This is a genomic window from Streptomyces sp. NPDC004327, from assembly GCF_042873935.1.
Taxonomy (GTDB): Bacteria; Actinomycetota; Actinomycetes; order Streptomycetales; family Streptomycetaceae; genus Streptomyces.
In genome coordinates, this window is record NZ_JBIAME010000002.1 from 686,812 (window position 1) to 710,846 (window position 24,035).

The 24,035-nt window shown below is 67.9% G+C and carries 30 protein-coding genes and 1 pseudogene; 9 read left to right on the forward strand and 22 right to left on the reverse strand.

Features of this window, described 5'->3' with window-relative positions; genetic code table 11:
* Positions 1 to 171 precede the first annotated feature (171 nt).
* From ACFYU9_RS09170 to ACFYU9_RS09220, 11 genes and pseudogenes are all read right to left on the reverse strand, one after another.
* Positions 172 to 1,321, reverse strand: a pseudogene (locus ACFYU9_RS09170) (tyrosine-type recombinase/integrase).
* Complete coding sequence (locus ACFYU9_RS09175) at positions 1,321 to 1,509, reverse strand: helix-turn-helix transcriptional regulator (protein WP_389343849.1); 189 nt, start codon at positions 1,507 to 1,509, stop codon at positions 1,321 to 1,323. Before ACFYU9_RS09175 ends, ACFYU9_RS09170 begins: the two are co-directional and overlap by 1 nt.
* Positions 1,506 to 2,906 (reverse strand): replication initiator protein RepSA, encoded by a 1,401-nt coding sequence (gene repSA / locus ACFYU9_RS09180; protein WP_389343852.1) that lies wholly within the window; start codon positions 2,904 to 2,906, stop codon positions 1,506 to 1,508. The genes ACFYU9_RS09175 and repSA overlap by 4 nt, the downstream gene beginning before the upstream one ends.
* A 4-nt stretch (positions 2,907 to 2,910) precedes the next feature.
* Positions 2,911 to 3,096 carry a hypothetical protein gene (locus tag ACFYU9_RS09185; protein WP_389343855.1) on the reverse strand — a complete coding sequence of 62 codons (186 nt, stop codon included), beginning with the start codon at positions 3,094 to 3,096 and terminating at the stop codon, positions 2,911 to 2,913.
* A 5-nt stretch (positions 3,097 to 3,101) separates the two neighbouring features.
* Positions 3,102 to 3,281: a hypothetical protein gene (locus ACFYU9_RS09190; RefSeq protein WP_389343858.1), complete on the reverse strand. Its 180-nt coding sequence runs from the start codon at positions 3,279 to 3,281 to the stop codon at positions 3,102 to 3,104.
* Positions 3,282 to 3,376: 95 nt separating this feature from the next.
* Positions 3,377 to 3,925 (reverse strand): GGDEF domain-containing protein, encoded by a 549-nt coding sequence (locus ACFYU9_RS09195; protein WP_389344148.1) that lies wholly within the window; start codon positions 3,923 to 3,925, stop codon positions 3,377 to 3,379.
* 5 nt (positions 3,926 to 3,930) lie between these two features.
* Positions 3,931 to 4,239 carry a SpdD protein gene (locus ACFYU9_RS09200; RefSeq protein WP_389343860.1) on the reverse strand — a complete coding sequence of 103 codons (309 nt, stop codon included), beginning with the start codon at positions 4,237 to 4,239 and terminating at the stop codon, positions 3,931 to 3,933.
* A gap of 14 nt (positions 4,240 to 4,253) precedes the next feature.
* The gene (locus tag ACFYU9_RS09205; protein ID WP_389343863.1) at positions 4,254 to 4,439 is read right to left on the reverse strand and encodes a mobile element transfer protein; all 186 of its coding nucleotides are present in this window, start codon (positions 4,437 to 4,439) and stop codon (positions 4,254 to 4,256) included.
* A 21-nt stretch (positions 4,440 to 4,460) separates the two neighbouring features.
* On the reverse strand, positions 4,461 to 5,165 hold the full coding sequence (locus tag ACFYU9_RS09210; RefSeq protein ID WP_389343865.1) for a DUF2637 domain-containing protein: 705 nt from the start codon (positions 5,163 to 5,165) through the stop codon (positions 4,461 to 4,463).
* 37 nt (positions 5,166 to 5,202) lie between these two features.
* Positions 5,203 to 6,549 carry an FtsK/SpoIIIE domain-containing protein gene (locus ACFYU9_RS09215; RefSeq protein WP_389343868.1) on the reverse strand — a complete coding sequence of 449 codons (1,347 nt, stop codon included), beginning with the start codon at positions 6,547 to 6,549 and terminating at the stop codon, positions 5,203 to 5,205.
* Between the two features lie 2 nt (positions 6,550 to 6,551).
* Complete coding sequence (locus ACFYU9_RS09220) at positions 6,552 to 6,884, reverse strand: hypothetical protein (protein ID WP_376629994.1); 333 nt, start codon at positions 6,882 to 6,884, stop codon at positions 6,552 to 6,554.
* A 139-nt stretch (positions 6,885 to 7,023) separates the two neighbouring features.
* Between ACFYU9_RS09220 and ACFYU9_RS09225 the strand changes: the two genes are divergently transcribed.
* Positions 7,024 to 7,818 carry a GntR family transcriptional regulator gene (locus tag ACFYU9_RS09225; protein WP_389343871.1) on the forward strand — a complete coding sequence of 265 codons (795 nt, stop codon included), beginning with the start codon at positions 7,024 to 7,026 and terminating at the stop codon, positions 7,816 to 7,818.
* A complete protein-coding gene (locus ACFYU9_RS09230) occupies positions 7,815 to 8,498 on the forward strand; it encodes a YdcF family protein (protein ID WP_389343874.1) in 684 nt (227 codons plus the stop codon). Before ACFYU9_RS09225 ends, ACFYU9_RS09230 begins: the two co-directional genes overlap by 4 nt.
* Here the strand turns inward: ACFYU9_RS09230 and ACFYU9_RS09235 are convergent.
* The gene (locus ACFYU9_RS09235) at positions 8,471 to 9,001 is read right to left on the reverse strand and encodes a nuclease-related domain-containing protein (protein ID WP_389343877.1); all 531 of its coding nucleotides are present in this window, start codon (positions 8,999 to 9,001) and stop codon (positions 8,471 to 8,473) included. The two genes, ACFYU9_RS09230 and ACFYU9_RS09235, sit on opposite strands and share 28 nt — an antisense overlap.
* Positions 9,002 to 9,993: 992 nt before the next feature.
* Here ACFYU9_RS09235 and ACFYU9_RS09240 point away from each other — a divergent pair.
* Positions 9,994 to 10,608 carry a hypothetical protein gene (locus ACFYU9_RS09240; protein WP_389343880.1) on the forward strand — a complete coding sequence of 205 codons (615 nt, stop codon included), beginning with the start codon at positions 9,994 to 9,996 and terminating at the stop codon, positions 10,606 to 10,608.
* Positions 10,609 to 11,235: 627 nt separating this feature from the next.
* Positions 11,236 to 11,556 carry an endonuclease domain-containing protein gene (locus ACFYU9_RS09245; protein WP_389344150.1) on the forward strand — a complete coding sequence of 107 codons (321 nt, stop codon included), beginning with the start codon at positions 11,236 to 11,238 and terminating at the stop codon, positions 11,554 to 11,556.
* A 624-nt stretch (positions 11,557 to 12,180) separates the two neighbouring features.
* Here ACFYU9_RS09245 and ACFYU9_RS09250 read toward each other — a convergent pair.
* Positions 12,181 to 12,795 carry a hypothetical protein gene (locus ACFYU9_RS09250; RefSeq protein WP_389343883.1) on the reverse strand — a complete coding sequence of 205 codons (615 nt, stop codon included), beginning with the start codon at positions 12,793 to 12,795 and terminating at the stop codon, positions 12,181 to 12,183.
* A gap of 179 nt (positions 12,796 to 12,974) precedes the next feature.
* Between ACFYU9_RS09250 and ACFYU9_RS09255 the strand changes: the two genes are divergently transcribed.
* Positions 12,975 to 14,036, forward strand: coding sequence for an HNH endonuclease (locus tag ACFYU9_RS09255; protein WP_389343886.1), 1,062 nt, complete (start codon positions 12,975 to 12,977; stop codon positions 14,034 to 14,036).
* Positions 14,037 to 14,171: 135 nt separating this feature from the next.
* On the opposite strand, the gene ACFYU9_RS09260 is transcribed toward ACFYU9_RS09255, so the two are convergent.
* The 3 genes from ACFYU9_RS09260 to ACFYU9_RS09270 form a co-directional block, all read right to left on the reverse strand.
* On the reverse strand, positions 14,172 to 14,864 hold the full coding sequence (locus ACFYU9_RS09260) for a HEPN domain-containing protein (protein WP_389343889.1): 693 nt from the start codon (positions 14,862 to 14,864) through the stop codon (positions 14,172 to 14,174).
* Between the two features lie 7 nt (positions 14,865 to 14,871).
* Entirely contained in the window at positions 14,872 to 15,933 is a 1,062-nt protein-coding gene (locus ACFYU9_RS09265; protein ID WP_389343891.1) for a DUF262 domain-containing protein, read from the reverse strand.
* A 751-nt stretch (positions 15,934 to 16,684) separates the two neighbouring features.
* The gene (locus ACFYU9_RS09270; protein ID WP_389343894.1) at positions 16,685 to 17,398 is read right to left on the reverse strand and encodes a DUF4253 domain-containing protein; all 714 of its coding nucleotides are present in this window, start codon (positions 17,396 to 17,398) and stop codon (positions 16,685 to 16,687) included.
* A 44-nt stretch (positions 17,399 to 17,442) separates the two neighbouring features.
* Here ACFYU9_RS09270 and ACFYU9_RS09275 point away from each other — a divergent pair, with 44 nt between their 5' ends.
* Positions 17,443 to 17,988: a DUF4231 domain-containing protein gene (locus tag ACFYU9_RS09275; RefSeq protein ID WP_389205731.1), complete on the forward strand. Its 546-nt coding sequence runs from the start codon at positions 17,443 to 17,445 to the stop codon at positions 17,986 to 17,988.
* A 2-nt stretch (positions 17,989 to 17,990) separates the two neighbouring features.
* Here the strand turns inward: ACFYU9_RS09275 and ACFYU9_RS09280 are convergent, their stop codons facing one another.
* Both ACFYU9_RS09280 and ACFYU9_RS09285 read right to left on the reverse strand, forming a co-directional pair.
* Positions 17,991 to 18,440 (reverse strand): lamin tail domain-containing protein, encoded by a 450-nt coding sequence (locus tag ACFYU9_RS09280; RefSeq protein ID WP_389205729.1) that lies wholly within the window; start codon positions 18,438 to 18,440, stop codon positions 17,991 to 17,993.
* A gap of 141 nt (positions 18,441 to 18,581) precedes the next feature.
* Entirely contained in the window at positions 18,582 to 19,355 is a 774-nt protein-coding gene (locus ACFYU9_RS09285) for a GntR family transcriptional regulator (protein ID WP_389343897.1), read from the reverse strand.
* 278 nt (positions 19,356 to 19,633) lie between these two features.
* Between ACFYU9_RS09285 and ACFYU9_RS09290 the strand changes: the two genes are divergently transcribed.
* Complete coding sequence (locus ACFYU9_RS09290; protein ID WP_389205725.1) at positions 19,634 to 19,858, forward strand: hypothetical protein; 225 nt, start codon at positions 19,634 to 19,636, stop codon at positions 19,856 to 19,858.
* 56 nt (positions 19,859 to 19,914) lie between these two features.
* Positions 19,915 to 20,172: a DUF2277 domain-containing protein gene (locus ACFYU9_RS09295; protein WP_389205723.1), complete on the forward strand. Its 258-nt coding sequence runs from the start codon at positions 19,915 to 19,917 to the stop codon at positions 20,170 to 20,172.
* Here the strand turns inward: ACFYU9_RS09295 and ACFYU9_RS09300 are convergent.
* The 3 genes from ACFYU9_RS09300 to ACFYU9_RS09310 form a co-directional block, all read right to left on the reverse strand.
* Positions 20,132 to 20,785 carry a DedA family protein gene (locus ACFYU9_RS09300; protein ID WP_389343900.1) on the reverse strand — a complete coding sequence of 218 codons (654 nt, stop codon included), beginning with the start codon at positions 20,783 to 20,785 and terminating at the stop codon, positions 20,132 to 20,134. The genes ACFYU9_RS09295 and ACFYU9_RS09300 overlap by 41 nt on opposite strands.
* Positions 20,786 to 20,858: 73 nt before the next feature.
* On the reverse strand, positions 20,859 to 21,314 hold the full coding sequence (locus tag ACFYU9_RS09305; protein WP_389343903.1) for a DoxX family protein: 456 nt from the start codon (positions 21,312 to 21,314) through the stop codon (positions 20,859 to 20,861).
* A 118-nt stretch (positions 21,315 to 21,432) separates the two neighbouring features.
* Positions 21,433 to 22,083, reverse strand: a complete 651-nt coding sequence (locus tag ACFYU9_RS09310; RefSeq protein ID WP_389343906.1) for an HNH endonuclease family protein — start codon at positions 22,081 to 22,083, stop codon at positions 21,433 to 21,435.
* A gap of 276 nt (positions 22,084 to 22,359) precedes the next feature.
* Here ACFYU9_RS09310 and ACFYU9_RS09315 point away from each other — a divergent pair, with 276 nt between their 5' ends.
* On the forward strand, positions 22,360 to 23,109 hold the full coding sequence (locus ACFYU9_RS09315) for an ABC transporter permease (protein ID WP_389205715.1): 750 nt from the start codon (positions 22,360 to 22,362) through the stop codon (positions 23,107 to 23,109).
* A 175-nt stretch (positions 23,110 to 23,284) separates the two neighbouring features.
* Here ACFYU9_RS09315 and ACFYU9_RS09320 read toward each other — a convergent pair whose 3' ends face one another.
* A complete protein-coding gene (locus ACFYU9_RS09320) occupies positions 23,285 to 23,956 on the reverse strand; it encodes an HAD family hydrolase (protein ID WP_389205713.1) in 672 nt (223 codons plus the stop codon).
* Between the last annotated feature and the right edge of the window lie 79 nt (positions 23,957 to 24,035).

Below are 24,035 nucleotides of genomic sequence, written 5' to 3' on the forward strand. Positions count from 1 at the left end.
TCGTAGCGCACAGAGGGGCTGAGCTGCCATGACGGATCAGCTGCGGGCGCCAGGCTTACAAAGCAGATGTCGGCGGTTCGAAACCGTCCGCGCCCACCAGAACAAAGGCCCCTCGCCGATCATGGCGAGGGGCCTTTGACATCTATTTCTGACATCAACGGAGTCGGTCGATCACGACCGGGGACGGCTCCTGAGCAGCCGATCTATGTGACTCACGGCTTCCCGCTGCGTGTCCTGCACGACGTGCGTGTAGACGTTCATCGTCACCGCGATCTGACTGTGCCCGAGGATCTCCATCACGACGCGGGGCGGGACGCCGGCGGCGGTGAGGAGCGTCGCCGTGCCGTGCCGGGCGTCGTGCAGCCGGACAACGCGAAGGCCGGCGTTCTTCGCGACGCGGGTGAACGAGCGGTAGAGGTTCCGCGGCTCGATGGGTTGCCCGGTGCGGGTGGTGAAGACGTACCCGGTCTCCGCCCACTTCTCCCCGGCACGCTCGCGGGCAGCGGCCTGCTTGAGACGCTGCCACCGCAGGGGAGCGACGCAGATCGCGGGGAGCGGAAGCGTCTGCTTGCGCCGGCGCCCCTTGGGATCGTCCTCGTACACCTCACCGGCGACCCGCTGACGCTGCGTCCTGACCCGGATCTCCCGCTTGTCGAGGTCGACGTTCTCCCATCGAAGGCCGACAACTTCCCCACGGCGGAAGCCGAGGGCGATGGCGAGCACGAAGGCGGCGTACAGCGGGTCCTTACGGGCGGCGGCGAGGAAGTCGAGCGTCTCGTCCAGGGACCAGGGGGAGAGCTCCCGGGCGGCGACGGTCGGAGGCTCGACGAGCGTCGCGACGTTCCGGCTCACCAGCTCCTCACGGCAGGCCGCGGTGAGGGCGGTGCGCAGAACGCGGTGCGATTCCTTGGCCGTGGCGGCGCTGGTCTTCTTCTGTAGCTGGACCAGGAAGCGCCGGACGTCGGCGACGCTGAGCGATTCCAGCCGCTTGGAACCGATCATCGGGACGAGGTAGAGCCGGACGTGCACCTCGTACTTGGCCGCAGTGGTCTTCTTGCGATGAGGCTTGACGATGTTGTCGAGCCAGTACGGCAGCCACTCGGACAGCTTCATCGAACGGGTTGGGACGGGAATGCCGTTGTCGACCTTGTCGAGGAGCGCACGGCGCTTGGCGTCGCACTCCGCCCAGGTCTTGCCGTAGGAACTTCCGGGCGCGCGTGCCGTCGGGCTGGAGGACGTAGACGGCAGCCTGGTAGCGGCCGTCCTTCCGCTGGGTGATGGTGCCGGCACCATTGGGGTTGCGCTTGCGCTGAGTCGCCATCAGGCAGCCTCCTCAATCTGGTTGTCGATGAAGTCCCGGACGGCGTCAGCGGGAACGCGGCGCGACCGACCGATCGTGATCGAGACCAGTCGGCGCGACCGAATCAGGTCGTAGACGGTGGAGCGTCCGAGCTTGAGCCGTGCCATAACTTCGGGCACGGTCAGCAGTTCAGCGGTGGTCGTAGTCACACCAGCTCCCCTTCCAGTGCGGCTAGTTCGGTTCGGATCTCTCTGGCGTGTTCGCGGTTGTGCTGGATGTCGCGGCGGATGTTGGCGGCGAGCCACGACTCACCGGGCGTGTGACCGTGGCCGGCGTAGACCCAGTGCGCGACCACGAGGACGGTGGCCTCGGGGTGTTCGTCGGGGTCGCGCAGGCCGAGAGCGGTGCGTTGTTGGTGGGCGCGGTAGTCGGCGCGGACCTGGCGTAAGGCGCCGAGGGTGGTGGAGTAGCGGCGGGATTTGGTGGAGAAGTGGCCGCGGAAGCCGAGCATGTGGGCCCAGGCGCGAAGCCGCCGGTCGGGGTAGGCCGCATCGAGGTCCATGCAGGCTTCCATCAGGCGTCGGGGGTGGTCGGGGATGCCGAGGAGGACGAGCGCTTCCTTGTTGCCGACGGGGTGATCGACGGTGCCGGTGGTCTCGGCGGCTTTGGTGGCGTACTTGGCGACGTAGGAGGCGACGGCCTGTTCGGTCAGTTCCTCGCCGTCGCCGAAGGCGCCGATGGGTTGGACATCGATCTGGGTGCCCCAGGTGAGCGTCATGTCCTGGTCGACGCCGTGGTCGGGTGCGGCGGGGACGACGACGCGGACGCGTGCGGCAGCCTTGATGGCGTTGGTGAGCAGGTCGAGGGTGGCCCAGGCCGGGGGCGGGGTGTCGGGGCCGTCCGGTCCGTCGAAGCGGATAACGGCGTGGAAGTGGACGGCGCCGCGCTTTTGGTACTCGGCGACCTTGCCGAAGGAGACGCGGGACTGCTCGCGGGCGGCTTTCTGGGTGAGGCCGGCGCGGGCGGCGATCTCCCGGCGCAGGTAGATCGTGAAGTAGCGCCACAGCTCGGAGGCGTGGTTGTTCCACAGGACCGCGCCCGCGTAGTCGTACGTGGCCGGGTCGAGCGGTGTGCCCAGCTCCGGGGCGTCCTCGTCGTGGCGGGTGCCGCAGCGGCAGGGGCGGTTGCTGGGCCGGTTGTGGACGGGGCCGAACGAGGGGGCGGTGAGGGTGGCGAAGACGCGGGGGTGATCCCGGATGGTCTCCGGGGTGCCCTTGTCGGGGGCGCCGACGAGTCCGGCGCGGATCAGGTGGTAGGTGTCGCCGGCGTAGGTCCAGGCGCAGGACGGGCAGCGGGAGGCGCGGCGATTGCCGCAGGCGACCCGCAGGACCCCGCCGGGCTCGGCGTCGGTGGTGTAGGCGTGGAGGACGGTCTTGGTGGCCGGGTCGAGGAGCTTGGTGCCGCCGGTCAGGCGGATGGGGGCGGCGCATCCGCCGGTGTGGCGGATCTGTTCGGTGAGGCGGTCGAAGCCGGGTGACCCGGCCACCCGGAGCAGATCGCTCAGGGTGGTCGGGTCCAGGCCCGCCGCAGTGGCGGTGTCGGTCACGTGATCACTTCCCGTGCGCAAGGCCGTGGTTGGCGTTCCATCCGGCGACCAGGGCACCGACCTGGGCGTCTCCCTCGGCGGAGGCCGTGGCGCCGCAGTGGCAGACAGCCGAGGCGGTGGCGGGCTCGGACGGGGAGGGCTTGCTGATGTGCAGCCCGGGCGCGCTCTGTGTGGGGGCGAGGCCAGCCACGGCGGTCACTTCCCGGCGCGGGCGAGGGCGGCGGGGACGGTGTGGCCGAGGCCCCGGCACGTGCGGCAGTTGACGCGGATGGTGTCGCGGGTGCCATCGGCGGTCTTCAGGCCCGTGGTGATGGTGGCGGTGGCGAAGCCGTCGCAGTCGCGGCAGATACGCGGGGCCTGGATGGTCTGGGGCATGATGAGGTCTCCCTTTCGGGTCCGTTGGATCTGGAATGGGGTTCAGGCGCCCGGGGCGGCGGAAGTTTGGCGACAGAGGCCGCCCCGGGGGCCGCTTAGCGTGTGTTGCGCCTGCCGTGACCCTTGGCCGCGTACATCGACATGTCTGCGGCGGACAGGGCGTCGGTGAGGATCGGGACTGGCAGGTGTTCGCGGTGGCAGTGGCCGACCGAGGCGGAGACCCGCAGCGTGTGGCCGTTGTGCGTGACTGGCTGGTCCAGTGCGGCGCGGAGGGCCGGGAGGCCAGGGGTGTGGTCGGGGTAGGTGACGATGGCGGCGAACTCGTCTCCGCCGAGGCGGGCTGCGATGCCGTGGCGTCCGCACCAGGCCGCCAGACGGTCAGCGGTCGTGGTGAGAACGGCGTCTCCGGCGGCGTGGCCGTGGGTGTCGTTGATCGCCTTGAAGTCGTCCAAGTCGACCAGGACCACGAGCGCGTTCGCGTGCCGGGTGATGAGGTGGTCGGCGCGGGTGGTCCATCCGGCGCGTGTGTGCAGGCCGGTCAGGGGGTCGCGGCGTGCGGTGGCCAGGCGACGGATGAGCAGTCCGCCGTGCAGAGCCCAGCCGAGGGCCGGTAATCCGGCGGCGGCGAGCGTGTACGTGTCCATGGTGGTCACCGGCCCTTCTGCACGTCGCGGATGAGCAGCCGCAGGACGACCGCCACGACGGCGACGGAGACGCCGGTGATGGCGACCGCGAGCAGCAGGGAGACGAGGACGGCACCGACGACCAGGACCACGGCCCCGCCGCCGGCGGCGAGGGCGACCGCGCTACCGGGAGTGAGCTGAACCGTCGGGTGGGAGGCGGCGACCGGCACCGGCGCCGTGGCCGGGGTGGCCGGCGTGAGGGCCGTCGAGTGATCGGGCGCGATGGGCTGGACCGGGATGTAGGTGTCCGGGGTCGGGTACTTCGGGGTGAACACGAGCGGGTCTCCTCTCAGGCGTTGCAGCGGTGGGTGCGGGCGGCGAGTTCGGCGCCGGCGCGGGTCGGGTAGTCGGCGGAGTAGTCGCAGCCGGGGGCGGTGCACACGGCGGTGTGCTTGGTGCGGCCCCGGCCGTCGTGGTGGGTGCCGACCAGCACCGGGCCGAAGCGGACGACGTTGTAGAAGCGATTCGGACGCAAGAGGCCGATCTCCTTTCGAGGTCAGGCGAGTTGGAGGGCGATCGAGTCAGCCAGGGCGGGCGGAACACCGAGGCGGGCGCGGAGCGTGGCCGCGTCGATCGGGGCACCGGTCTGGGAGCGGTGGACGTCCGCGATCTTTCGCGCGTGGTCGAGCAGTGCGGGCGGGACAGGCACGGCCGGAGCCGACGGGGCAGGCACCGGCGGGACCGGTACGACGGTGGGCTCCGGCGCCATTTCTTCCGGTGTGGGCGCGGCCGGCGGAAGTTCGGGCGCCGGTTCCGGGGCGCGCTCCACGGTCAGATCCGGCACCGGTTCGGTGTCGGGCTCTTCCAGCGGCGCCGGGGTCGGATCGGGCTCAAGTGTCGGGGTGTGGGTGTGGGCGAGGAGGGTGCCGCCGAGGAAGGCGAGGGCGGGCCATCCGGCGACGAGGATGCGCAGCCAGGCCGGGACGTGGTGCATGTCGAGGAGTCCGGCGGTGGCGACGTTGGCGCCGAGGGAAGCGGTGAGGGCGATGGCGAACCACAGCCACGCGTCACGGTTGCCCGCCTCGGTACGCATCCGGCGCCAGGCGGCGACCAAGAGCAGGTCGACGCTGACCGGGTAGGCCCACGCCTTCCAGCCGTCCTGCCCGGCCGCCGCAGCCAGGTCGTGCAGGTGGGCGAAGGACAGAGCACCAGCGATGACGGCCTGGATCAGGACGGCGTCGAGGCGGAGGGTTCGGGCCACCGGGTCACCTCCTTTCTTGGGTCAGGCGAGGCAGCTGTCAGTCCGTTGCCGGGACCGGCTTCACCAGCGGCACGGACTCCACCGGCGGGACCTCAGCGGGAACCACGGGCCGGTACGGGGCGAGGGCCGGGAGGTGCGGGGTGAGGTGCGCGAACTCCACGCAGATCGCAGCGGCCTTGGCCGCACTCAGCTCGGGTGTGCGGATGCGGGACCAGCCGCCGGAGGAGTCACCCGCCACCGCGACACCGGGCTTGTCGGGCGGGATCGTCGTCACCGCCACCACGGCGTCCGGGGCGATGTCGCCCAAGCCCATGTCGGCGGTCTGCTTGTCGTTGACCCGGTGAACGACACGGCCAGTGAGCTGAGCACGCAGGGTGGTGGCACCCTTGCCGAGGTCCGAGCCGAAGCGCTGCCCGCAGACCTCCAGGAAGATGCCGGCCGCACTGGCCATCTGCCCGAGCCGGATCATCTGCGTGACCATCCGGTCCCGCCGTTCCTCGTCCTTCTTCCCTGCGACGAGGAACAGCTCCGCGACCTCGTCCACCAGGAGCACGACCGGCACGGGACGAACCGTGTCGGGCAGGTCCCAGATATCGCCAGCGCCATGCTCGCTGAGCAGGTCGAAGCGGTCTTCCATCTCGCCCACGAGCGCATCCAGAACACCGGAAGCTTCCTCAGGGGTGATCGCGAGGGCGGAGAGCCTGGGGGCGTACCCGCGCTGCTCGACACCGCGCTTGCAGTCGATCCCGACCAGCGCGACGTTCAGCCGCGCGAGCCCGGCGATCAGATTGCGCTGATACATGGACTTGCCCGACTGGTTCGCCCCGAGCGTCAGCGCGTGGGGGACCTTCAGGTAGTCGCGGACGAACGCGGTCCCGTCCTCCCGCAGCGCGACCGGAACCGTCATGGGCCCGGACGGGCGCCGGCGCGGCATTCGCACCCGACGCAGGACGTCATAGCCAGTCATCCGCAGCTCGACGAACCCAGGCTTGGTCTCCACCACGTTGACCGAGTGGACGCCCCAGGCGTGCCGCAGCCGTTCCGAGGCCGCCATCACGTCGGCGGGCTCAAGACCAGCTGGGAGACGGAGCGTGACCCGCATCCCGGTCGAGGAACCCCGCACCCGCCGGATCTTCGGCGGCACCGGCTGGACGTCGCTGCGACGGGCCACGTTGCGCACGAGGAAGGCCCGGAAGCGGGATGGCTGCACCGTCAGCCCGCACACGTCCATGGTGGAGCGGTAGGTCATCGTGAACCGCACCTGCGTGATCGGCAGTCCGACCAGCGACCAGTAGAGGCGCGGGGCGCGGACCTTCGCGACCCCGAGGCCACCGGCGCCGGCCAGCGGGAGGCCGACCTCCCATAATGTCGACAGGTCCGTCATGGTCAGGCCCCCATCGGCGTGACGGCGACGGCGCGGAACGAGATGCCGTGCCGGGTCTGGCCGTTGAACGTGTTCTCCCAGTCCCGCGCCTTGAGCCCGATCACCGACACCGGCGTGCCCGGCGTCAGGTTCTCCGGGAGCCCGGTCTCCGGGACGGTCACCTGGTAGAGGTTGCCCTCACCCTCGTCCGAGATCAGCAGGCCCACCGTGGACAGCCCGGCACCGGTCTCCCGGTCCATCGCGCGCTCACCGGTCTGCTTGCTCACGAGCTTCGGCGCCGGCGCGGTCGCGACGAACACCACGGCGGTCGAAAGGTCAATCTTGAAGGACGGCATGAGCACTCCCCTACATTGTCGAAGCAGCCCAGAAGAGGGCCGCAAGGCCCGCTGTCCTAGGACTGCGAGCGGCCTGAGTAGATAGTGCCCCGCAGTCCTAGGACTGTGTTTGACTAGATCTCGTCGAGAGGGGTTCGAGATGGCGCCCAAGTGGCGGGAGCTGGCAGACAAGCTGGCTGAGCAGATCAAGAGGGGCGACTACGAGCCAGGCCAGCGCTTGCCGCAGATCAGAGAGCTGGTCGAGGCCGGCGAAGGCTCCAAGGCCACCGTCCACGCCGCCTACAAGGCACTGGAGGCGGAGGGCTTGGTCACTTCCTCCCGTGGCCATGGGACTGTCGTGCGTCAGCAGGTACCGCTTAAGCGGCTCGGCATCGCTCGGTACGACAAGGCCAAGTGGCGAGACGGCGACGAGGTTGCGTTCATCGCTGATCGCGTCGCCACCGGACGGGCGTACCGCCGCAACGAACAGACCCAGACGGTCAGCCTCGTCGAAGCTTCACCAGAGGTAGCGGCCGCACACGGCCTCACGGCCGGCGATCCGGTCTACGCCCGCGCACGGTTGGTAAAGGAAGGCGACCGGCCAACACACTCGCTGACCAGCTACTACCGGCCTGAACACGTTGAAGGAACCCGGATCGTCGATCCGACGCCCGGCCCGGCCGGCCGAGGTGGCGGGTTTCGCGTCCTTTACGACGCGGGTTACGAGATCGACCACATGAAGGAACAGCTCTTCGCGCGTACACCCACCCCGGACGAGGTGAAGCTCCTGCAGCTGCCACCCGGTGAACCAGTAGTCGAGCTGCACCGGACGACGTACACGGCTTCCGGCACAGTGGTCGAGTTCGCCATCGGGATCCATGCTGCTTCGCGCTTCGCATGGGAGTACGACTTCAAGGTCCCGGACTCAGCCAAGGACAGGGAAGGTCGGGAGTGATCTCAGCGCAGAACTGGGCAGACACGCAGCGCCTGTGGGACTACCACCAGATGGGCCACGTGCCCCGGCCGTGCTCGGTGGCGATCGGGCTCGGCAGCCACGACCTGGGGGTGGCCGACACCGCAGTCGACCTGTACAGGCGCGGCATGGCTCCACTGCTCGTGTTCACCGGCGCCACCAGCCCGACGACGCGGGAACGCATGCCCCGCGGTGAAGCCGTCCATTACCAGGAGAGGGCGATCGAGCTTGGTGTTCCTAGCTCGGCGGTGCTGGTGGAGCCGCGGGCCCGAAACACCGGTGAGAACATTCGCTTCTCTCGGGAGCTGCTGGCCGAAGTCGGCATTGACGTGTCGTCCGTTCTGCTGATCAGCAAGCCTTACGAGGAACGACGGGCGTACGCCACGGCGCGGAAGCTGTGGCCCGAGGTTGAGATCGTCAGTGCTTCCAGCCCAATGACGCTCCAGGACTACGTAGACGCCATTGGTGACGCTCGGCTGGTGATCGACATGCTTGTCGGCGCATTGCAGCGGCTGCTGATCTACCCGGAGCTGGGATTCATGATCAGCCAGCAGGTGCCAGATGATGTGATCGGTGCGTACGAACGACTGTGCCGAGGCGGCTTCACGAGTCGCCTCATCCGAGACAAGGACGGTCACGTCCTCAGCCAGGCGCGTCGGTGACGGGCAACGGCATACACGGATTCCACTTGTTCAGAGGTGAGCTTGCCGGCGAGAGGGGCGAGAGCTGCGACTTCACGCTCCTGATAGACCCGGACCGTGTACTGGGTAGCTGCTCGCCGTAAGGACTCGACGCCCACGAACACCAGCACCGGCTCAACAGGCACGTCGAAGTCGCAGTACCGTCCCAACACGCCTCGGACGTATTCGGCCTCAGCGTTGCTTGCGGTGGCATAGGGGTGCGGCTTCCCACCGTTCACTTTGGCCATCGTGTCGCCGACCCAGACCGAAGCGCCACGATGGGTCTTGGTGTTGATGCTGAAGACTCCGCCGGGACCGATCAACAGGTGATCGATGTCGCCACCGTTGCTCTTCTCTATGCCGTGAAGGACCCGCCAGCCGAGGGAAGAGAGGCGTGCCAGCTCTCGACCAACCCGCTGTTCCCCCTCCAGCCCGGTGTACCAGGTGTCCCACTCGGAAAACTGCCGTAGCAGCTTCGCTCTCAAGCGTTGAGCGGTTGAAGGGCCCCCCGTTCAGCAATCAGCCCAAGGAGCCGAGCACCTGGACGGTTCTTCGCCAAGTCCTCGCTGGGTGACAGGGGTGGGAGGGCTGCCGGTCGAGGAGCGCGTCGCTGAGGTGTTGGCGGGGACTGCTGCGCGCGAGGCGCAGGGGGTGAGGCGCCGGCAAGTGAGGAGCCAACGGTGACCCCGTCGCCGAGGTGCCTTCGAAGTAGAGCCAGAGCTTCATCCTGGTACTTCTGAACCTTGATCGTCACGACCTTGGTGGCTCGGTCTGCCCATGCCACAGCAGCGCCGTTCGGCAGGTTCACGTACAGCCGATCCTTGCCGTGCCGCTTCCACGGATTCACCGTCAGATCGCTCATCGATCCCCCCATGCATGCCGTCTCCACACACATGCCAGCAGCTGGCGGCTACGCCGACAAGACCGCCCGGCCCGAGGGAGCTGTTACAGGTTTCTCTACCTCATCAAGGCACCCGGCTGCGCTACCGCTCCGCCGGGCGGGCTTCCCGGCTCCGCTCCGCGCGACGCTCCTGCCTGCGGCCCGCTCCGCGCGCGCTGCGCCGACGCCCGCCCCTGCAAGACGGGATAGGCCCAAGGGCATGAGTCGAGTCCCAACGGCCGCCGGGTTCCCACGGTCACCGACATGCCTCCGGCGGGGGCGCTCCGACTCCGGGATGGCGGGGGCACCGTACGCGAGTGCCGGCCCGTGGGGTGTGGCGGTGGGCAACTCCCATCCCGTCTGCCGTCGACCCAGGACAAGCCGAGCAGCCACGGCACCGGGCGTCCAGGTCGTTCGTACAGTGGCGCGCTCCACCTGGACGCCCGGCACCGCGCCCGCTCCACATACGTGTGGGCCGACGGCAGACGGGACGGGAGTTAGAGGTGAGTGACGGCCGAGGCCGTTCCCTTTCTTGCGGAACAGCAGCGAAGACAAAGGTGCCCGTGCCACGATACTGATCCCAAGTTGGGAGGGCACATGAAGGCTCAGGAAGCACTCATCTCAGTCAGGCTTGTGGATCACCCGGTCTACTACCCCCAAGAAGCATGGGACATTCAGCTTGACCACCTCGACATGTACACGGAGGAAGTATTGGAAGAACTCGCAATCATCCGCTGGGCTGAAACTTCCGAGTGGCCCACCCACAGCACGGTCTCAGCGAATACAACGCAACACAACTGGGGCGCATCAGGCTCGTTCTCTGAAATCATCATGCAGGTTTCCACTGGGGCAATGGGAGGAGTTGGAGCCGCGGCTATCGCTGGCTCTATAAAGGCCATTTATGCAAAATTGAGGGCCCGATCGCAGGGTGAGACCTGGAGCAATATCCCATCCGCCGAGGAAGCCTCACGTCTAGCGAAGTCTCGACTGCACCTGCATTACGACGTCGCAATGGACAAGCTAACCGTTTCGAGGTCCGATATCGACGCCGAGGCGGAGCGGTACGACTTCAATTTCGTCCATGAAGACGGCAGGAAATTCGGGGCGACAGTTGGAGCGGCAAAGGGAATCCCCTCATGCACGCGCGTCTGGATGGAGACGGCGCATCCTATTCTTCGCCCCACACGCGAACCACAGCAAGAGGAAGGATGATTTAAGGCGTCGGGGCCGGATAATGTTAGCGAGAGAAGAGTGACGAGGATTTCACCGGATTCTTTCTGCAGGTCCGAGGGTTGCGCTCGCGCGGTGTACGCCATGGGCCTCTGCGGCACCTGCTACGAAAAGGACCGCAAGAGTCGAATCTACAGAAAGTGCGAAGAGGGGGACTGTGCGGGAAACCAACACGGCCACGGACTTTGCAGCAAGCACTACCAGCGTCGCCGAAACGCGATGCCCAAGCAGCCTTGCAGTCTCGAATATTGTGAGGCGCCACTTTGGGCGGCAGGGTTGTGTCGAGGGCACTACAAGCAAAAGCAACGTGGAGGGGAATTCACTCCGCTCCAGGATAGAAAAGGTAGGACGCATCCCTGCAAGCATACTGGGTGCGAGGGAACTCCCGTGGCGAGAGGTTACTGCAACCTGCATTATCTGCAGTTCATGAAGACTGGTATGACAACCGATCGTTCGCGACGGCGGCGCAGCAAGAGCATGCTTGCAGAACTCCTAAATCAAGGCCTGTGGGAGTGCTGCCTATGCAATCACAGAGCACCAGTTGAAGAGTTTGGTAGATCCACCACCGGCGCTCCTGCTTCATACTGCCGCACCTGCTCTAACATGAAAATGCGTCTCCGTAAGTTTCGAATGACGGAAGACGCTTACGCTGAACTCCTTGAACTGCAGGGAAACGGTTGCGCGATATGCGGCGTTGCGCACCCAGACGATTCTATTTGGCACATAGATCATGATCACGCCTGCTGTCCTGTTGACGCCACGATTACGTGCGGAAAGTGCATCAGGGGCCTTCTGTGTCCCCCCTGCAACACCAGAGCGCTCGCTTGGTATGAACGGCTCCCCGTCGGGCTCCGAACCTTCGACCTGCTTAATAACTACCTCAACAGTCCCCCGTATCGCCTGTATATGGGCAGCAGGCACCGCCGCTAGGCACTCTATGTGCACCCGAGTAATGAACTCAGGGCGGGGTTGCAGCCTTGCGGCCCATTCGTGGACTAGGCGCGCCAAACCAAAGACAGTTATGGGGATCTGACCTGCGCAAATGATCGACACGCACGGGTCCTCCGGAGCTTCGTGCGATCGCGGTCATCATGGTCGGCATGAACCCTGAATCCAGCAGCGCTCCGACGGAGAGCCCCAGATTACGGCCGTGGGGTGGTGCCGGACTGGTATCCGCGTGGGACGCGAACGCGCGCATCGAGGTACGAGACTTTGGGGGCCAGGTTGTCATCGAGGTGCATGCAGCCGGCCTCAGGACGCCGGCTGGGAATTGCTGGTGCTGGCCGGGGACGGCGTTCCCGATGGGGCCCATCTGCATCTCGAAGACAGTAATGAGCTGGAGGACGGGTCCGTCACCCTGGTGCGGGAGCGCAGCGACGAGGAAGCGTCGGCGCACGGCTCGCGGGCGGCGATGGCTGGGCCATCTGTGGACCTTCCGAGAAGCCTTAGTGGTGACCGGTGGGGACCGACAGTGACAAGTCGACGGCCAAGGTGACCCGGGAAGCACGCAGCTCAGGAGCCCCTCACCCACTGGTTCGCACCTAGGGGCGGCGGTCAGACGAGATGGGGTGTTTCTCGCCGCGGCGGTAGGTTGAGTGGCTCGTGGTGGTGCCAGATGAGGTAGCGGTCCTCGCGGCGCAGTTCGGCGGAACCCCACTCGATGCGCATGACGCCCTGGGTCATGGAGCAGGCGTAGGCGACGAGTACGAGCTTCACGTCCTCTGACAGCACGGCGAGGTCCGGATGGGGTTCTTGCTCGTCCAACTCGTCGAGGCCCAGGTCGAAGGCTTGTTGCATGGGCTCGGGGCCATGCCGGCGTATCAGCTCGGCACGGAATCCCGTGGCGCGTCGCAGTCGTGCCGTCGTGACGGGGACGTCTTTCTTCGCGTAGCGGAACGGATAGATCACATGGTCGCCAAGGGGCATGAGCGTTCGTCCCTGTAAGCGCACAGGGGCAGCCGTGGGGAGCGAGGCGAGGCCCACTTCCAGTTCCTCGTACTGTGCGGCGTACAGGCCGTGTCCGTATGCCTCCAGAGTCTGTGTTTGCACTCCCTCGTGGCCGCTACGGGCTCGGGCATGAGCTCGAACCAAGCTGGAGGGGATCAGTTCGACCAACGGGCCGGCGGCGTCGCCGAAGGTCTTCTCGGCCCATCCTGTCACGGTTGGCATGGCCTACTACCGCCCTTCCCCCTTGTGGCACCTGAGTGCCGAGCAGCATTCAACGAAACCGTGCAGGTTGGGTGTGAGCCGCGCAAGAGGGCATCCGGCGCATGACCGGGCGCACGGTGGCCATCATTGGTTGCCTCGGGTGGCCGGTGGTCGTCAGTGGTGGGCCGTACGCTGCCGCCATGCGCAGAGGAGCGATCACACAGGGATCCGTGCTCAAGGCCATAGCGGAGTACGACGAGTTGGGACAGGCAGCGTTCCTGGCGAAGTACGGCTTTGGCGAGGCTCGTTCGTACGTTGTGCTGCACGACGGGCGGGAGTACGACTCCAAAGCCGTAGCCGGCGTGGCGCACCAGTGGGATCAAGGACGAGCACTCAGAGCCGATGAGTTCAGCGGAGGCAAGGAGCACGCCGCGGCGTGGCTGAAGCGGGCAGGCTTCCAGGTCAAGGCCGTCAAGAATCCTGACTGGGCCCGGGACGAGATCATCCTTGCCTGTCAGCTCGTGATGGAGAACGGCTGGAAGGGGCTGGACGCTCAGGACGCCACGGTGGTCGAACTGTCAGCCCTGCTCCAACTGCTTCCCATCCACGCGGAGGCGGAGCGCAACGAGAAGTTCCGCAACCCGAACGGAGTGGCGCGCAAGACGTTCGACATCGCCACGCGACATCCGGAGTACCAGGGCAAGCCCACCAACGGCGGCGCCCTCGATGTTGCAGTGCTGATGGAGTTCCTTGCCCGGCCCGACGAGATGACCGAGGTCGCTCGTCTCATTCGGCAGGGCATCGCGGCCGGCGAGCTGCAGAGCCTTGCGCCGACCGAGGAGGAGGAGTTCGACGACTACAGCGCTCCTGAGGGACGGCTCCTCATGCGCCGGCACCAGGCCCGCGAGCGGAACAAGAGCCTGCGGAGGAAGAAGATCGCTTCTGTGGTTCAGCGCGGTGGGCGGCTGGCGTGTGAGGCGTGTGGGTTCGACTTCGAGGAGGTCTACGGCGACCGCGGTGCTGGGTACATCGAGTGCCATCACGTTGTGCCGTTGCACGAAGCAGGCGAGGGGCGGACAAAGCTCAGCGATCTCGCCCTCATATGTGCCAACTGCCACCGCATGATTCACCGGCGTGCGCCATGGCCGACCCCTGAGGAGCTGCGGGCCTCCATCGCGCGAAAGCATGCAGCTGACAAGCGTGCCGCGGAAGCCATTGCCCGGCCTCGCAGGGCGGCTGACGAGCAGATGCCGAGCACGTGATCTGACTCCAATGCCGACATCAACGTCGGCGCACAGACACAGTTCCGATGGGCGATGGGTCGACGGCGGACAGGATGATAGCGAGGGCGCCTGGGATGATCGCCACGCCTTGCTGTCCGTCCTTCCACCGTTAACCTAGGGCGACTTCAGGTATCCCCTCGCGTTGAGGTATTGACTCCAGGAATCAACTAGATGGATTAGGAATTCGACGATATCGTCGACGTACCTCTCAACATCCGCGATGGCGACGCCTGCTTGCTGGAAAATTTCAGTGTAGGCGATGTTTCCGTGAGCAACGTCGTTTCTGAGCATCGCCATCTTTTGTAGCGAGGCCCCCCAAGATGCGACGGGGAACGAAACACCAGGAAGGCCATATATCTCCCAGAGGCGATTGAAATGCTCAGGTTTTAGCGTTTTTCCGTCGAGCGGCGGCTGGGCTTGCTTTCTATTGATGGGGAATTCTGCCGGCTCAGCACATGCATCCAGGGTTGTTGCGTACCTTCGACGCTCCCATAGTTTCCCGTGGTCATTGAGTTCGCGAAGGCTTTCGAAGGTGGTGTGGGCGGCGAGCTGTCGCAGCGTAGCCCTCAAGTCCCCTACCTGGATGGTAGAGGCGTTCAGGGCGGAGTGAGTATCCTGGATCAAGTACTTCGTGAACGACTCGAGCTCCGCCATTGAGCACACAATGGCGAGTGCTCTCGCGTCGCGACTCTCGCTTGCCCATTGAAGATTCCCTGTTGCGGACCTTCCTGTGACTAATGCCAGGAAGTTCTTTAGGTCGTCAACTCTCCGCAGGAACCTATCGGCCCGATCGTGTATCTCCGCCACGAGCGTTTCATGCGGCGCCACTGAGCAGTTCCTTGGCTCGCTTCAGGCGTCGGCGCAGCATCGAACGAGTATTCGTGCCTGCGCCCGTAGAAGCCCGCAGTTCGGGATCCTCTAGCCAATCCGGAGCAACGTCAGAAAAGGCGATTCCTTCCTGCACCATTTCTCCTGCGGCGACGAAGCATGCCTCGAACTGGACAAGGGGGGTGACTGGGGTCTGCTTGCGGAGAAAGGCCCCGCCGCCGCATGCCCTGTGTAGGGCTGCCAGTGCTTGGTCGAAGATGTCGCGCTCGGCGGCATAATTGAAATTTTTGTTGGCTTCCTGCATGTATTTATTAAGGAAGGTCTCGACCTTCCCGTCGAACTTATCCTTGTAATTCTTGTAGGCGAAGAATTTAAGGACTTGCTCCGTTCGTGTCCCATCATCTTGGCGCGCTTTTTGCAGCTTCAGGACATCGGTGAGGCGCTCATCCTTTGAGAGTTCTTCGAGGAACTCGTTGAAGCGCCCCCGGTAAACGCATGCCCGAACCTCTTGGGCTGTGAGCTGAATTCCTCCCCGGTTCAGCCTCTCGAAGACATCGAAGCGCGCCTGGAGGTCACTCTTGTCTGTTAGTGAGGTGACCTGTAGAGGTTGCCTGCCAAAATATACCTGCAGGTTTTTGGGAAGGTCGGAGAAGGTGCACTCGTTAAGCTCGGTGAGCTTTTCCAGTCCCCGCAGGCGTAGAGGCTCGTCCCGTTCGGTGAGTTGCGCTTCATCAGAGTCGCGTGCCAGGAAATGTGCGAGTGTCGAAAGCCGCTGGAGCCCGTCGACTACTTCCCATTGGAACCCGACGTTTGTAGCGACAAAGATTGGCGGGATCGGAAGTCCCAGGAAGACTGATTCGATGAAGAGGGACTCATCGTCCTCTGTCCAGCGAAACTTTCGCTGATAGCTCGGAGATGCGTTTAGCTCCTCGTCGAAGATCATGCGCACCAATTCGCGTACGGAGAAGTTGTGTACAGCCACATCGACTCGTCCACGCTCTCCGCGCAACTGCTCTTCGAGGTTCTCAAGAGTGGGAGACTCAGCCATGCAGAGCATTCTAGTGTCGCAAGGCTCAGCGACGAAGGCCACGGGTAGTTGGCTCCTCCGGCGAAGGCCTCAGCTACGGCGGTCAAGCCTCCCTCGTCGCAGTCCTCGATGGCCAGTCAGGTCCCCGTCGTTGCCATGGCCGACCTCTCGTCATGGCAAGGCGTGCCGAGGAGCCTGCTGTATGCCGGCGTTACCCCGTGTCGATGCGGGTGCCGCCCGAACTGTCCGCCGCTGGACGGGCCGTGTGCATCGGCCCCCGTTGCGGTGAAGCTCTCGGCAGTTGACCTCGAGCGTTCTGGGGTGCCGCAGAGGGAACAGGAGAGGGCTGATCATGGTGAGGCTGACATCCACAGGTGACATCAACACGGGTGTACAGCAGCGGTCTGCCGCGGTTACTCATGTTCCTGGTTGCTTGCCTGCGGCGGCCCAACGTCGGGCGCAGGGCGAGCTTACAAAGCAGATGTCGGCGGTTCGAAACCGTCCGCGCCCACCAGGACAGAGGCCCCTCGCCGATCATGGCGAGGGGCCTTTGACGTCCGTTTCTGACGGCAACGCGGACGGTCACTCATGCCCTGGGGCGTCTTGGTGCCAGCGGGTGTCGTGCCGGTGCGATTGGGAGTCACGTGACACCTGCCGGCGGGACAGGGTCAGCTTGCGCTGCTCCCGGTCGAGGGCTGTGATGACGACCGTCATTTTGTCGCCGACCTCGACGACGTCCTGCGGAGCTGCCCCGGGTACCGACGTGACCCGCTCAGTCCCACCAGAAGTACCAGCTGCCGGCCCGCAGCTGGCCCGCCGCGAGGGCCTCCAGGGAGCCGACGCCCTGCGAGACGATGTCGGGGCAGTAGGCGAGGTGTTCCAGGGTGGCGGTTGCCAGGGACTCGGGGGTGGCGGGGCGGCGGTGGACGAGGAGTTCGATGATGTCGGGCTCCAGGGTCACCAGGTCGGCGCCGTAGTGGGTGTGGAAGTGGCGCAGGACCGCCTGGTGGTCGGCGCCGTTGAGATCGTAGTTGCAGGCGCCCAGCCAGTTGAGGAGGGCGGGGACGTCGTGGCCGGCGGGGGCCTGGACGAGGCAGAGGGTGGTGCGGTCCTGGCCGAGGGCGGAGACGTGGATGCCGCCGGCCTGGGTGAGGTCGAGCTCGGCCTCGACATGGGCGGCGAGGGCGTGGACGGCGTCGGCCGTCACCTCTTCCGACAGCAGGTCGGGGTTGCTCGGGGTCGTCGTCCCGGGCGCGAAGTCGGGGCACAGACCGATCAGGACGCTCGCCAGCTCGTCCGGCTCGCCGGCGAGGACGGGCCACCAGCCCGTGTGCTCGTGCAGCCGGCGCAGGTCGCTCCAGAGCCGGAAGGCGTCGACGCCGTCGACCTCGCCCGCGTAGACGGGTGTGCCGTCCGTCGCCGTGGCCGCCTCGCGGAGCGGGGGCAGGGTGCGGAGCTGCTGGAGTTCGTCGATCGTCATCGCCATGAGGGCACCGTAGCGAGGGGGTCCGACAGTGCCATACTCGCCGCATGGAGAACATGGGGGACGGGCCTGAAGTGCGGCCGCAGAGCGGGGAGATGACGGCCCAGGCGTACGTCGACGAGCGGCTCGGGCAGTATCAGGCGTGGTACGACCGCAAGGCCACCAAGATGAAGGCGATGCATCTGCGGATGCGGACCGTGTCGGTGGTCGGGGGCGCGCTGGTGCCCGTGCTCGTGAATCTGGACATGGGGTTCGCGCGCGTGACGGCGACCGTGCTGAGTCTGGTCGTGGTGGCGTCGGTGTCGCTGGAGAGCGTGTACCGGTTCCGGGAACAGTGGAAGAACTACCGGTCGACCGAGCAGTTGCTCGGGCATGAGCGGGTGTACTTCGCGGCCCGGGTGGGGCCGTATCAAGGGCAGTCGGAGCGGGACGCGTTCACGACGCTGGTCGCGCGCGTGGAGAAGGCGATCGCGAGCGAGAACTCGGCGACGCTCAATGTCATGACGCTCGGCGGGCAGGTCAACTCGGAGCTGCAGCAGTACGGGCTCCCCCCGCAGCGCGAGGAGAGCCCGGAGGCCGACGTCAAGGCGTGACGTCAGCACATGACGGAGTCGACCCGGGTCGAGTTGTACGAGCAGGTGTCGACGCGGGTGCCGTTGGCCTTCTTCAGGGTGGCGGTGTCCCGGTCGTTGTTCCAGACGTACGCGGCGCGGCCCTGGTAGAGGTGGGCGGCCGTGTTGGTGCCGCGGCCCGTGTGGACCGTGACGGTCTTGCCGCGGCCGAGGGTGAAGTTGCCGAAGGTGTACGTGTGGCTGGACGCGTCGGTCAGCGTCCAGCCGCGCAGGTTGACCGCGTACGCGGTGGTGTTGCTTATCTGGACCCACTCGCCGTTGAGGCTGGTGTTGGAGCGGGTGTCCGTCCCCGGGCTGTCGTAGTAGATCTTGTAGAGGTGGACGGAGCCGGCGGCCTGCGCCTGCGCGGGCAGCAGGAGCAGGCCCGCGGCGGCGGCCGTGGCGGCCGCGGCGATCGTGCGCGTACGGAACATGGGTGTCCCTCAATCACGGTTCGGAAGGGTGCGATGAGCGCGCGCAGGGTGTTGTCCCCCGTTCAACCATCCCGGCGCATTCACAGAGTACGCACAGTCTTCACAACTTCTCCGTGAAGGAAGGGAATCGGCCACTGGCCGTTATGCGTCGAAGTCGTACTCCAGGACGTACGACGACGCGTCCAGCGTCATCTCGTTGAGTTCCACCGCGACTCCCGCCTCCGTCACCGCCGTTCGGCCGATCAGGATCACCGGCGTGCCGAACTCCAGGGCCAGCCGCGCCGATTCGTCCGAGCTCGGCATCCGGCAGCGGATCTCCTCCCGGAAGTGCGCCGGCCGGTGGCCCAGTTCGGTCAGGCGGGCGTAGGTGCCGCCGGGGCCGGTGTCCGGTTCGGTGATCGAGGTGCCCGCGGCGAGGGCGGCCGGCAGGTACGAGACCGAGAGCAGCACCGGCCGGTCGTCGAGCACGAAGCGGCGGCTGCGCACGCAGACCGGGGCGTCGGCGGAGTCCAGGCCGAGCACCCGGGCCACCCGCGCGCCCGCCGGAGCGGCCGGCGTCACCTCGATCTGGTCGACGACGAGCGCGCGGTCCTCGATGTCGGCCGACCACACCGAACGGCCGCTGCCCCAGTGGTCGCCGGCCAGCCGCGGGATGCCCCGGCGGCGCACCGGGAGGAACGCGCGGACGAAGACCCCGGCGCCCTTGCGGGCCTCGGCCAGGCCTTCGTTGCGCAGGACGGACAGGGCCTGACGGGCGGTCATCCGTGCCACGTCGTACGTGGACATGAGGTCGTTCTCGCCGGGGAGGCGGTCGCCCGGCGCGAAGGTGCCCGACTGGATCGCTGTCCTCAACTCGTCGGCGATGCGCTGGTACTTGGGCCGACGACCGGCGTCCTGGTCGGTCTGGTCAGTCATGGGTGGACCACTCCCTTCCGTCTGCGGGACACCCTAAGGCCCTGTTCTCGGCGCCGGTGCACAGCGGTGCGCGGGCCCGCGCCGCCGATCCATCCTTCGGGGGACATCTCTAGAGATGCGTTGACAGAGGAGGGTCTCGGCGATTCTCTGGGGGTGTCCATCCGATCTCCGCCGTCGTCGAAGGAAGGGCGGACCGACCGATAGGCGGACGGTTGGACCGGACGGAAAGGCGGACGGTTGGGCCGGCGGATGGACGGACGGTTGGACGGGAGGGACGCATGCAGCCAGTGCCCGAGGTCGGTGACCTCGTCCGGGACGGTGCCACCGGTGAGGTCGGCTTCTACGTCGGCACCGTCGCCGGCCGCTTCCTGATCCGGCCCGTCCACGGCGGCCACGCCTGGGAGGCCGAGCCCGCCGACGTCCAGCCCGCCACGCCCCTGCGGGAGCTGCGGGCCCGCGCCGCCGAGATCAACGCCCGCAGCCGGCGCGCCTGGGGCTGCTGAGGCCCGGGAATCCGGGCCGGCCTGGCGTTGTCAGTGGCGCGCGCCACACTGGAGGCATGTGCCGAAGCATCAAGACCCTCCGCCCGCCCGCGCTGCCCCACGAGGCCACCGAGGACGACATCCGCGCCGCCGCGCTGCAGTACGTCCGCAAGGTCTCCGGCTTCCGCGCGCCCGCCGCCCACAACCGCGAGGTGTTCGACCGCGCCGTCGACGAGATGGCGCAGGCCACCGCCCGGCTCCTGGCCGGGCTGCAGATCAGAGGAGGGCACCCGGTCAGGCAGCAGGTGCCGGAGCCTCAGCCGGACGCCGTATGACGAAGGCCGCGAGCGTCCCGGCCAGGAACAGCGCCAGGACCGGTACGCAGGCGCCGAGCCAGGTCGCGCCCAGCCAGCGGCCGCCGAGCCAGCCGAGGCCCACGCCGTAGGTCGCCCAGATCACCGCCGCCAGGGCCGACCAGGGCAGGAAGTCGCGCGGCCGGCGGCCGGTCGCGCCCGCGCCGAGGGAGACGACGGAGCGGCCCGCGGGGGCGAAGCGGGCGAGGACGACCAGCAGGCCGCCGCCCCGCGCGAGCGTCTCGCCGAGACGTTCCTGCGCCGCGGTCAGGCGGCGCGAGCGGGCGACGGCCCGGCCGAAGCGGGACCCGCCGCGCCGGGCCAGGCGGTAGGCGGCGAGGTCGCCGAGCACCGAGGCCGTGGCCGCGCAGAGCAGCAGCGGGAGGAGGGAGGGGGCGTACGGGACGGCCACCGCGCCCGCCTTCGCCGTGGCGGAGGTGCCGGCGGCCGCCGTGGCGGCCGTGACGACGAGGATTCCGCTCGGCAGCACCGGCAGGAAGACGTCGAGCAGGATCGACGTCGTCACCGCCGCGTAGATCCACGGGCCCGCGGTCAGCTCCTGCAGTGACCACCCCGTGCCGTCGAGCACGTTCACAGCGCCAGAGCCTACGCGGGCGGCGGTTCCAGGCCGCCGGCCGGGGCCGGAAACCGCCGTGGGGGCCGGTCCGTTACGCGGCGACCGCCGCCTCGCCCTTCTCCTGTCGCTGCTCGGCCCGCTGCCCGGCGAAGAGGGCGTCGAGCGCGAACGCGCCCGGGCCGGTGAAGACGAGGAGCAGGAACGCCCAGCAGAACAGGGCCGCGCCGTCGCCGCCGTTCTGCAGCGGGAAGAGGCCGCCGGGCTGGTGGACCGAGAAGTACGCGTACGCCATCGAGCCGGAGGCTATGAACGCGGCCGCGCGGGTGCCCAGGCCCACCAGGACCAGGACGCCGGCGACCAGTTGGATGACGGCCGCGTACCAGCCCGGCCAGCTGCCGGCCGGCACGGTGCCGCCGCCCATGGCGCCGCCGAGCACTCCGAAGAGCGAGGCGGCGCCGTGGCAGGCGAAGAGCAGGCCGACGACGACCCGGAACAGTCCGAGCGCGTAGGGCTGGGCCTGGTTCAGACGGCTGGCAAGCGCATGCATGAGGGGAGGACTCCTTCGGCCGTGGGGGGACGGTGAACCGATTGAGACCTTAGGTTAGGCAGCCCTCACTATTGCTTGCAAGTTCAACATTCGGACGGCGTGTCGCCCACGCCCCGGTTCAGCAGCCGTTGAGGATCGATTGCAGGGCGCTCTTCTCCGCCGAGTCGACGGTGAGGTCGTAGGAGTACTTCACCTGCACCCACATGCGGGCGTACGTGCAGTGGTACGCCGTGCGCGGCGGCAGCCACTGCGCCGGGTCCTTGTCGCCCTTGGCCTGGTTGACGTTGTCGGTGACCGCGATGAGCTGCGGGCGGGTCAGGTCGTTGGCGAAGTCCTGCCGCTGGGCGGTGGTCCAGGAGTTGGCGCCCGAGCGCCACGCCTCGGCCAGCGGGACGACGTGGTCGATGTCGACGTCGGAGGCGAGGGACCAGGTCGCGCCGTCGTACTCGGAGTACCAGCTGCCGCTCGTGGCCGCGCAGCTGGAGTCCGTGGTGACGTTGACGCCGTCGCGCTTGAGCACGACCTCGCGGGTGTTGCAGGTGCCGGACTGGGTGATCCAGTGCGGGAAGAGGGTGCGGCTGTAGCCGGTGGTGGAGCCGGCCGGCTGCACCGTCAGGGCGGCCAGGTAGGTGCGGGCGGTGGCGGCGCTGACCGGGGTGGGCGGGGACGCCTGCGCGGCCGGGGCGGTGGCGAGGAGACCCGCGACGGTCAGGGCGGCGGAGGCGGCGAGGGTGGCTATTCGACGCGCGTAGACACTGGCGGCGGACATGCGAACTCCCTTGGTGTGGGGGCCGGTGCCGGGTGGTCGGCCCGGTCATCGTGGGGGCGCGACGTTTCCTTTGGGGATGCGCCAGGTGACAGCGTGGCGACATGTGCACGTCACATCAAGGGTTGTCCGGTGCGGAGGTGTGATGAAGGTGTGACGGGATGACAGTTCGTGTGGCGATATGACCAGTTGGTGGTGGTCTTCGTGCGCCGGGGGCGTCTGCGGGGGCGAGTGGCGTCGGACGGCGGCGCCCGGAGTCGGCGCGCCTAGGGTTGGCGCGTGCTTCTGGACGTGAATGTGACCTTCGGGGTCGTCGTCGCCGTCTTCCTCGCGCTCGCCGCCGGGGTCGTCGCGCTCGCCCGGCTCGGCCGCGCCCGCGACACGCTCGCGGCCGGTGCCCGCGCCGCCGTCCAGCTCGTCGTCGTCTCGCTGGTGATCGGCGCGGTGGTCCGCTCGCTGCCGCTGCTGCTCGGTTTCCTGCTGCTGATGTACGGGGTCGCCGTCCGCACCGCCGGGCGGCGCGTGGTCCCGGCGCCCGGCCGGGCCTGGGTGTGGGCCGCCGTGCCGATCGCGGCGGGCGTGGTCCCGGTCGTCGCGGCGCTGCTGCTCACCGGCCTCGTGCCGTTCCGGGGCGTCACGCTCATCCCGGTCACCGGCATCCTCATCGGCGGCGCGCTCACCGCCACCGTGCTCGGCGGGCGCCGCGCGCTCGACGAGCTGACCAAGCGCAGGGGCGAGGTGGAGGCGGGCCTGGCGCTCGGTTTGCCGGACCGCGACGCCCGCCTGGAGGTCGCCCGCACGGCCGCCTCCGACGCCCTCCTGCCCGGCATGGACCAGACCCGCACCGTGGGGCTCGTCACCCTCCCGGGCGCCTTCGTCGGCATGCTCCTCGGCGGCGCCTCACCGCTCCAGGCGGGCGCCGTGCAGCTCTTCGTCCTGGTCGCGCTGCTGCTCGTCCAGGCGGTCGCGGTCGCCGTGACGCTGGAACTGGTGGCGCGCGGACGCCTGGTCCGGCACGGGGAGCCCTGACGGGGGAAGTCCCGACGGCGGGACCCCCGACCCTGACGTCGGGACCCCTGACGGCGGGGCCCTTAAGAGGGGCTCAGGGGGCTCCGTACGGGCTCCCCTCGGGGCAGTGCGCCCGGGCTGCGCGTCCGGGGCCGGGTTGCTTGCCCGGGATACGCGTCCGGGTTACGTATCCGGGTTACGCGTCCGCGAAGACGAGTGTGACCGAGCCGTCCTCCGCGGCCTCGATCCGGATGTCCGCCAGGTCCCGCACGTGCACGTCCGGAGCGAACGCGGCGGCGCGCGGGCCCACGCCGACCACCCGCATGCCGGCGGCGCGGCCGGCCTGGATGCCGGCCTCGGAGTCCTCGAAGACGACGCAGTCCGCGGGCGCGAAGCCCAGCTCGGCGGCGCCCTTCAGGAAGCCTTCCGGGTCCGGCTTGCTGGCGCTGACGTCCTCGGCGGTGACGCGGATCGTGGGCATCGGCAGCCCGGCCGCGCCCATCCGGGCCGTGGACAGGGTCCGGTCGGCAGAGGTCACCAGGGCGTGCGGGAACGGGTCGAGCGCGGCCAGGAAGGCCGGGGCGCCGGGGACCGGGACGACGCCGTCGAGGTCGGCGGTCTCCTCGGCGAGCATGACCCGGTTGTCGGCGTAGTTCTGCTCCATGGGCCGCTCCGGCAGCAGCGCGGCCATCGTGGCGTACCCCTGGCGCCCGTGCACCACCTTCATGGCCTCGTCCGGGTCGAGTCCGTGCCGCTCGGCCCAGCGGCGCCAGCAGCGCTCCACGACCGCGTCGGAGTTGACGAGCGTGCCGTCCATGTCGAGGAGGAGGGCGCGGACGGTGAGCGACGCCGGGGTGGTGGCGGTCATGCGGATCTCCAGGAGGGGTGTCGGAGATGGGGCGGTGCGGGGCCGCGCGCGGGGGGTGCGAAGGAGCGCGCAGGGGCAC

Excerpts from the sequence above, each read along its gene's own strand:
- ACFYU9_RS09190 (WP_389343858.1), bottom strand. The coding sequence starts at position 3,281 with ATGCCCCAGACCATCCAGGCCCCGCGTATCTGCCGCGACTGCGACGGC.
- ACFYU9_RS09195 (WP_389344148.1), bottom strand. The coding sequence starts at position 3,925 with ATGGACACGTACACGCTCGCCGCCGCCGGATTACCGGCCCTCGGCTGG.
- ACFYU9_RS09215 (WP_389343868.1), bottom strand. The coding sequence starts at position 6,549 with ATGACGGACCTGTCGACATTATGGGAGGTCGGCCTCCCGCTGGCCGGC.
- ACFYU9_RS09220 (WP_376629994.1), bottom strand. The coding sequence starts at position 6,884 with ATGCCGTCCTTCAAGATTGACCTTTCGACCGCCGTGGTGTTCGTCGCG.
- ACFYU9_RS09225 (WP_389343871.1), top strand. The coding sequence starts at position 7,024 with ATGGCGCCCAAGTGGCGGGAGCTGGCAGACAAGCTGGCTGAGCAGATC.
- ACFYU9_RS09240 (WP_389343880.1), top strand. The coding sequence starts at position 9,994 with ATGAAGGCTCAGGAAGCACTCATCTCAGTCAGGCTTGTGGATCACCCG.
- ACFYU9_RS09245 (WP_389344150.1), top strand. The coding sequence starts at position 11,236 with ATGCGTCTCCGTAAGTTTCGAATGACGGAAGACGCTTACGCTGAACTC.
- ACFYU9_RS09250 (WP_389343883.1), bottom strand. The coding sequence starts at position 12,795 with ATGCCAACCGTGACAGGATGGGCCGAGAAGACCTTCGGCGACGCCGCC.
- ACFYU9_RS09255 (WP_389343886.1), top strand. The coding sequence starts at position 12,975 with ATGCGCAGAGGAGCGATCACACAGGGATCCGTGCTCAAGGCCATAGCG.
- ACFYU9_RS09265 (WP_389343891.1), bottom strand. The coding sequence starts at position 15,933 with ATGGCTGAGTCTCCCACTCTTGAGAACCTCGAAGAGCAGTTGCGCGGA.
- ACFYU9_RS09270 (WP_389343894.1), bottom strand. The coding sequence starts at position 17,398 with ATGGCGATGACGATCGACGAACTCCAGCAGCTCCGCACCCTGCCCCCG.
- ACFYU9_RS09275 (WP_389205731.1), top strand. The coding sequence starts at position 17,443 with ATGGAGAACATGGGGGACGGGCCTGAAGTGCGGCCGCAGAGCGGGGAG.
- ACFYU9_RS09280 (WP_389205729.1), bottom strand. The coding sequence starts at position 18,440 with ATGTTCCGTACGCGCACGATCGCCGCGGCCGCCACGGCCGCCGCCGCG.
- ACFYU9_RS09285 (WP_389343897.1), bottom strand. The coding sequence starts at position 19,355 with ATGACTGACCAGACCGACCAGGACGCCGGTCGTCGGCCCAAGTACCAG.
- ACFYU9_RS09290 (WP_389205725.1), top strand. The coding sequence starts at position 19,634 with ATGCAGCCAGTGCCCGAGGTCGGTGACCTCGTCCGGGACGGTGCCACC.
- ACFYU9_RS09295 (WP_389205723.1), top strand. The coding sequence starts at position 19,915 with ATGTGCCGAAGCATCAAGACCCTCCGCCCGCCCGCGCTGCCCCACGAG.
- ACFYU9_RS09305 (WP_389343903.1), bottom strand. The coding sequence starts at position 21,314 with ATGCATGCGCTTGCCAGCCGTCTGAACCAGGCCCAGCCCTACGCGCTC.
- ACFYU9_RS09310 (WP_389343906.1), bottom strand. The coding sequence starts at position 22,083 with ATGTCCGCCGCCAGTGTCTACGCGCGTCGAATAGCCACCCTCGCCGCC.
- ACFYU9_RS09320 (WP_389205713.1), bottom strand. The coding sequence starts at position 23,956 with ATGACCGCCACCACCCCGGCGTCGCTCACCGTCCGCGCCCTCCTCCTC.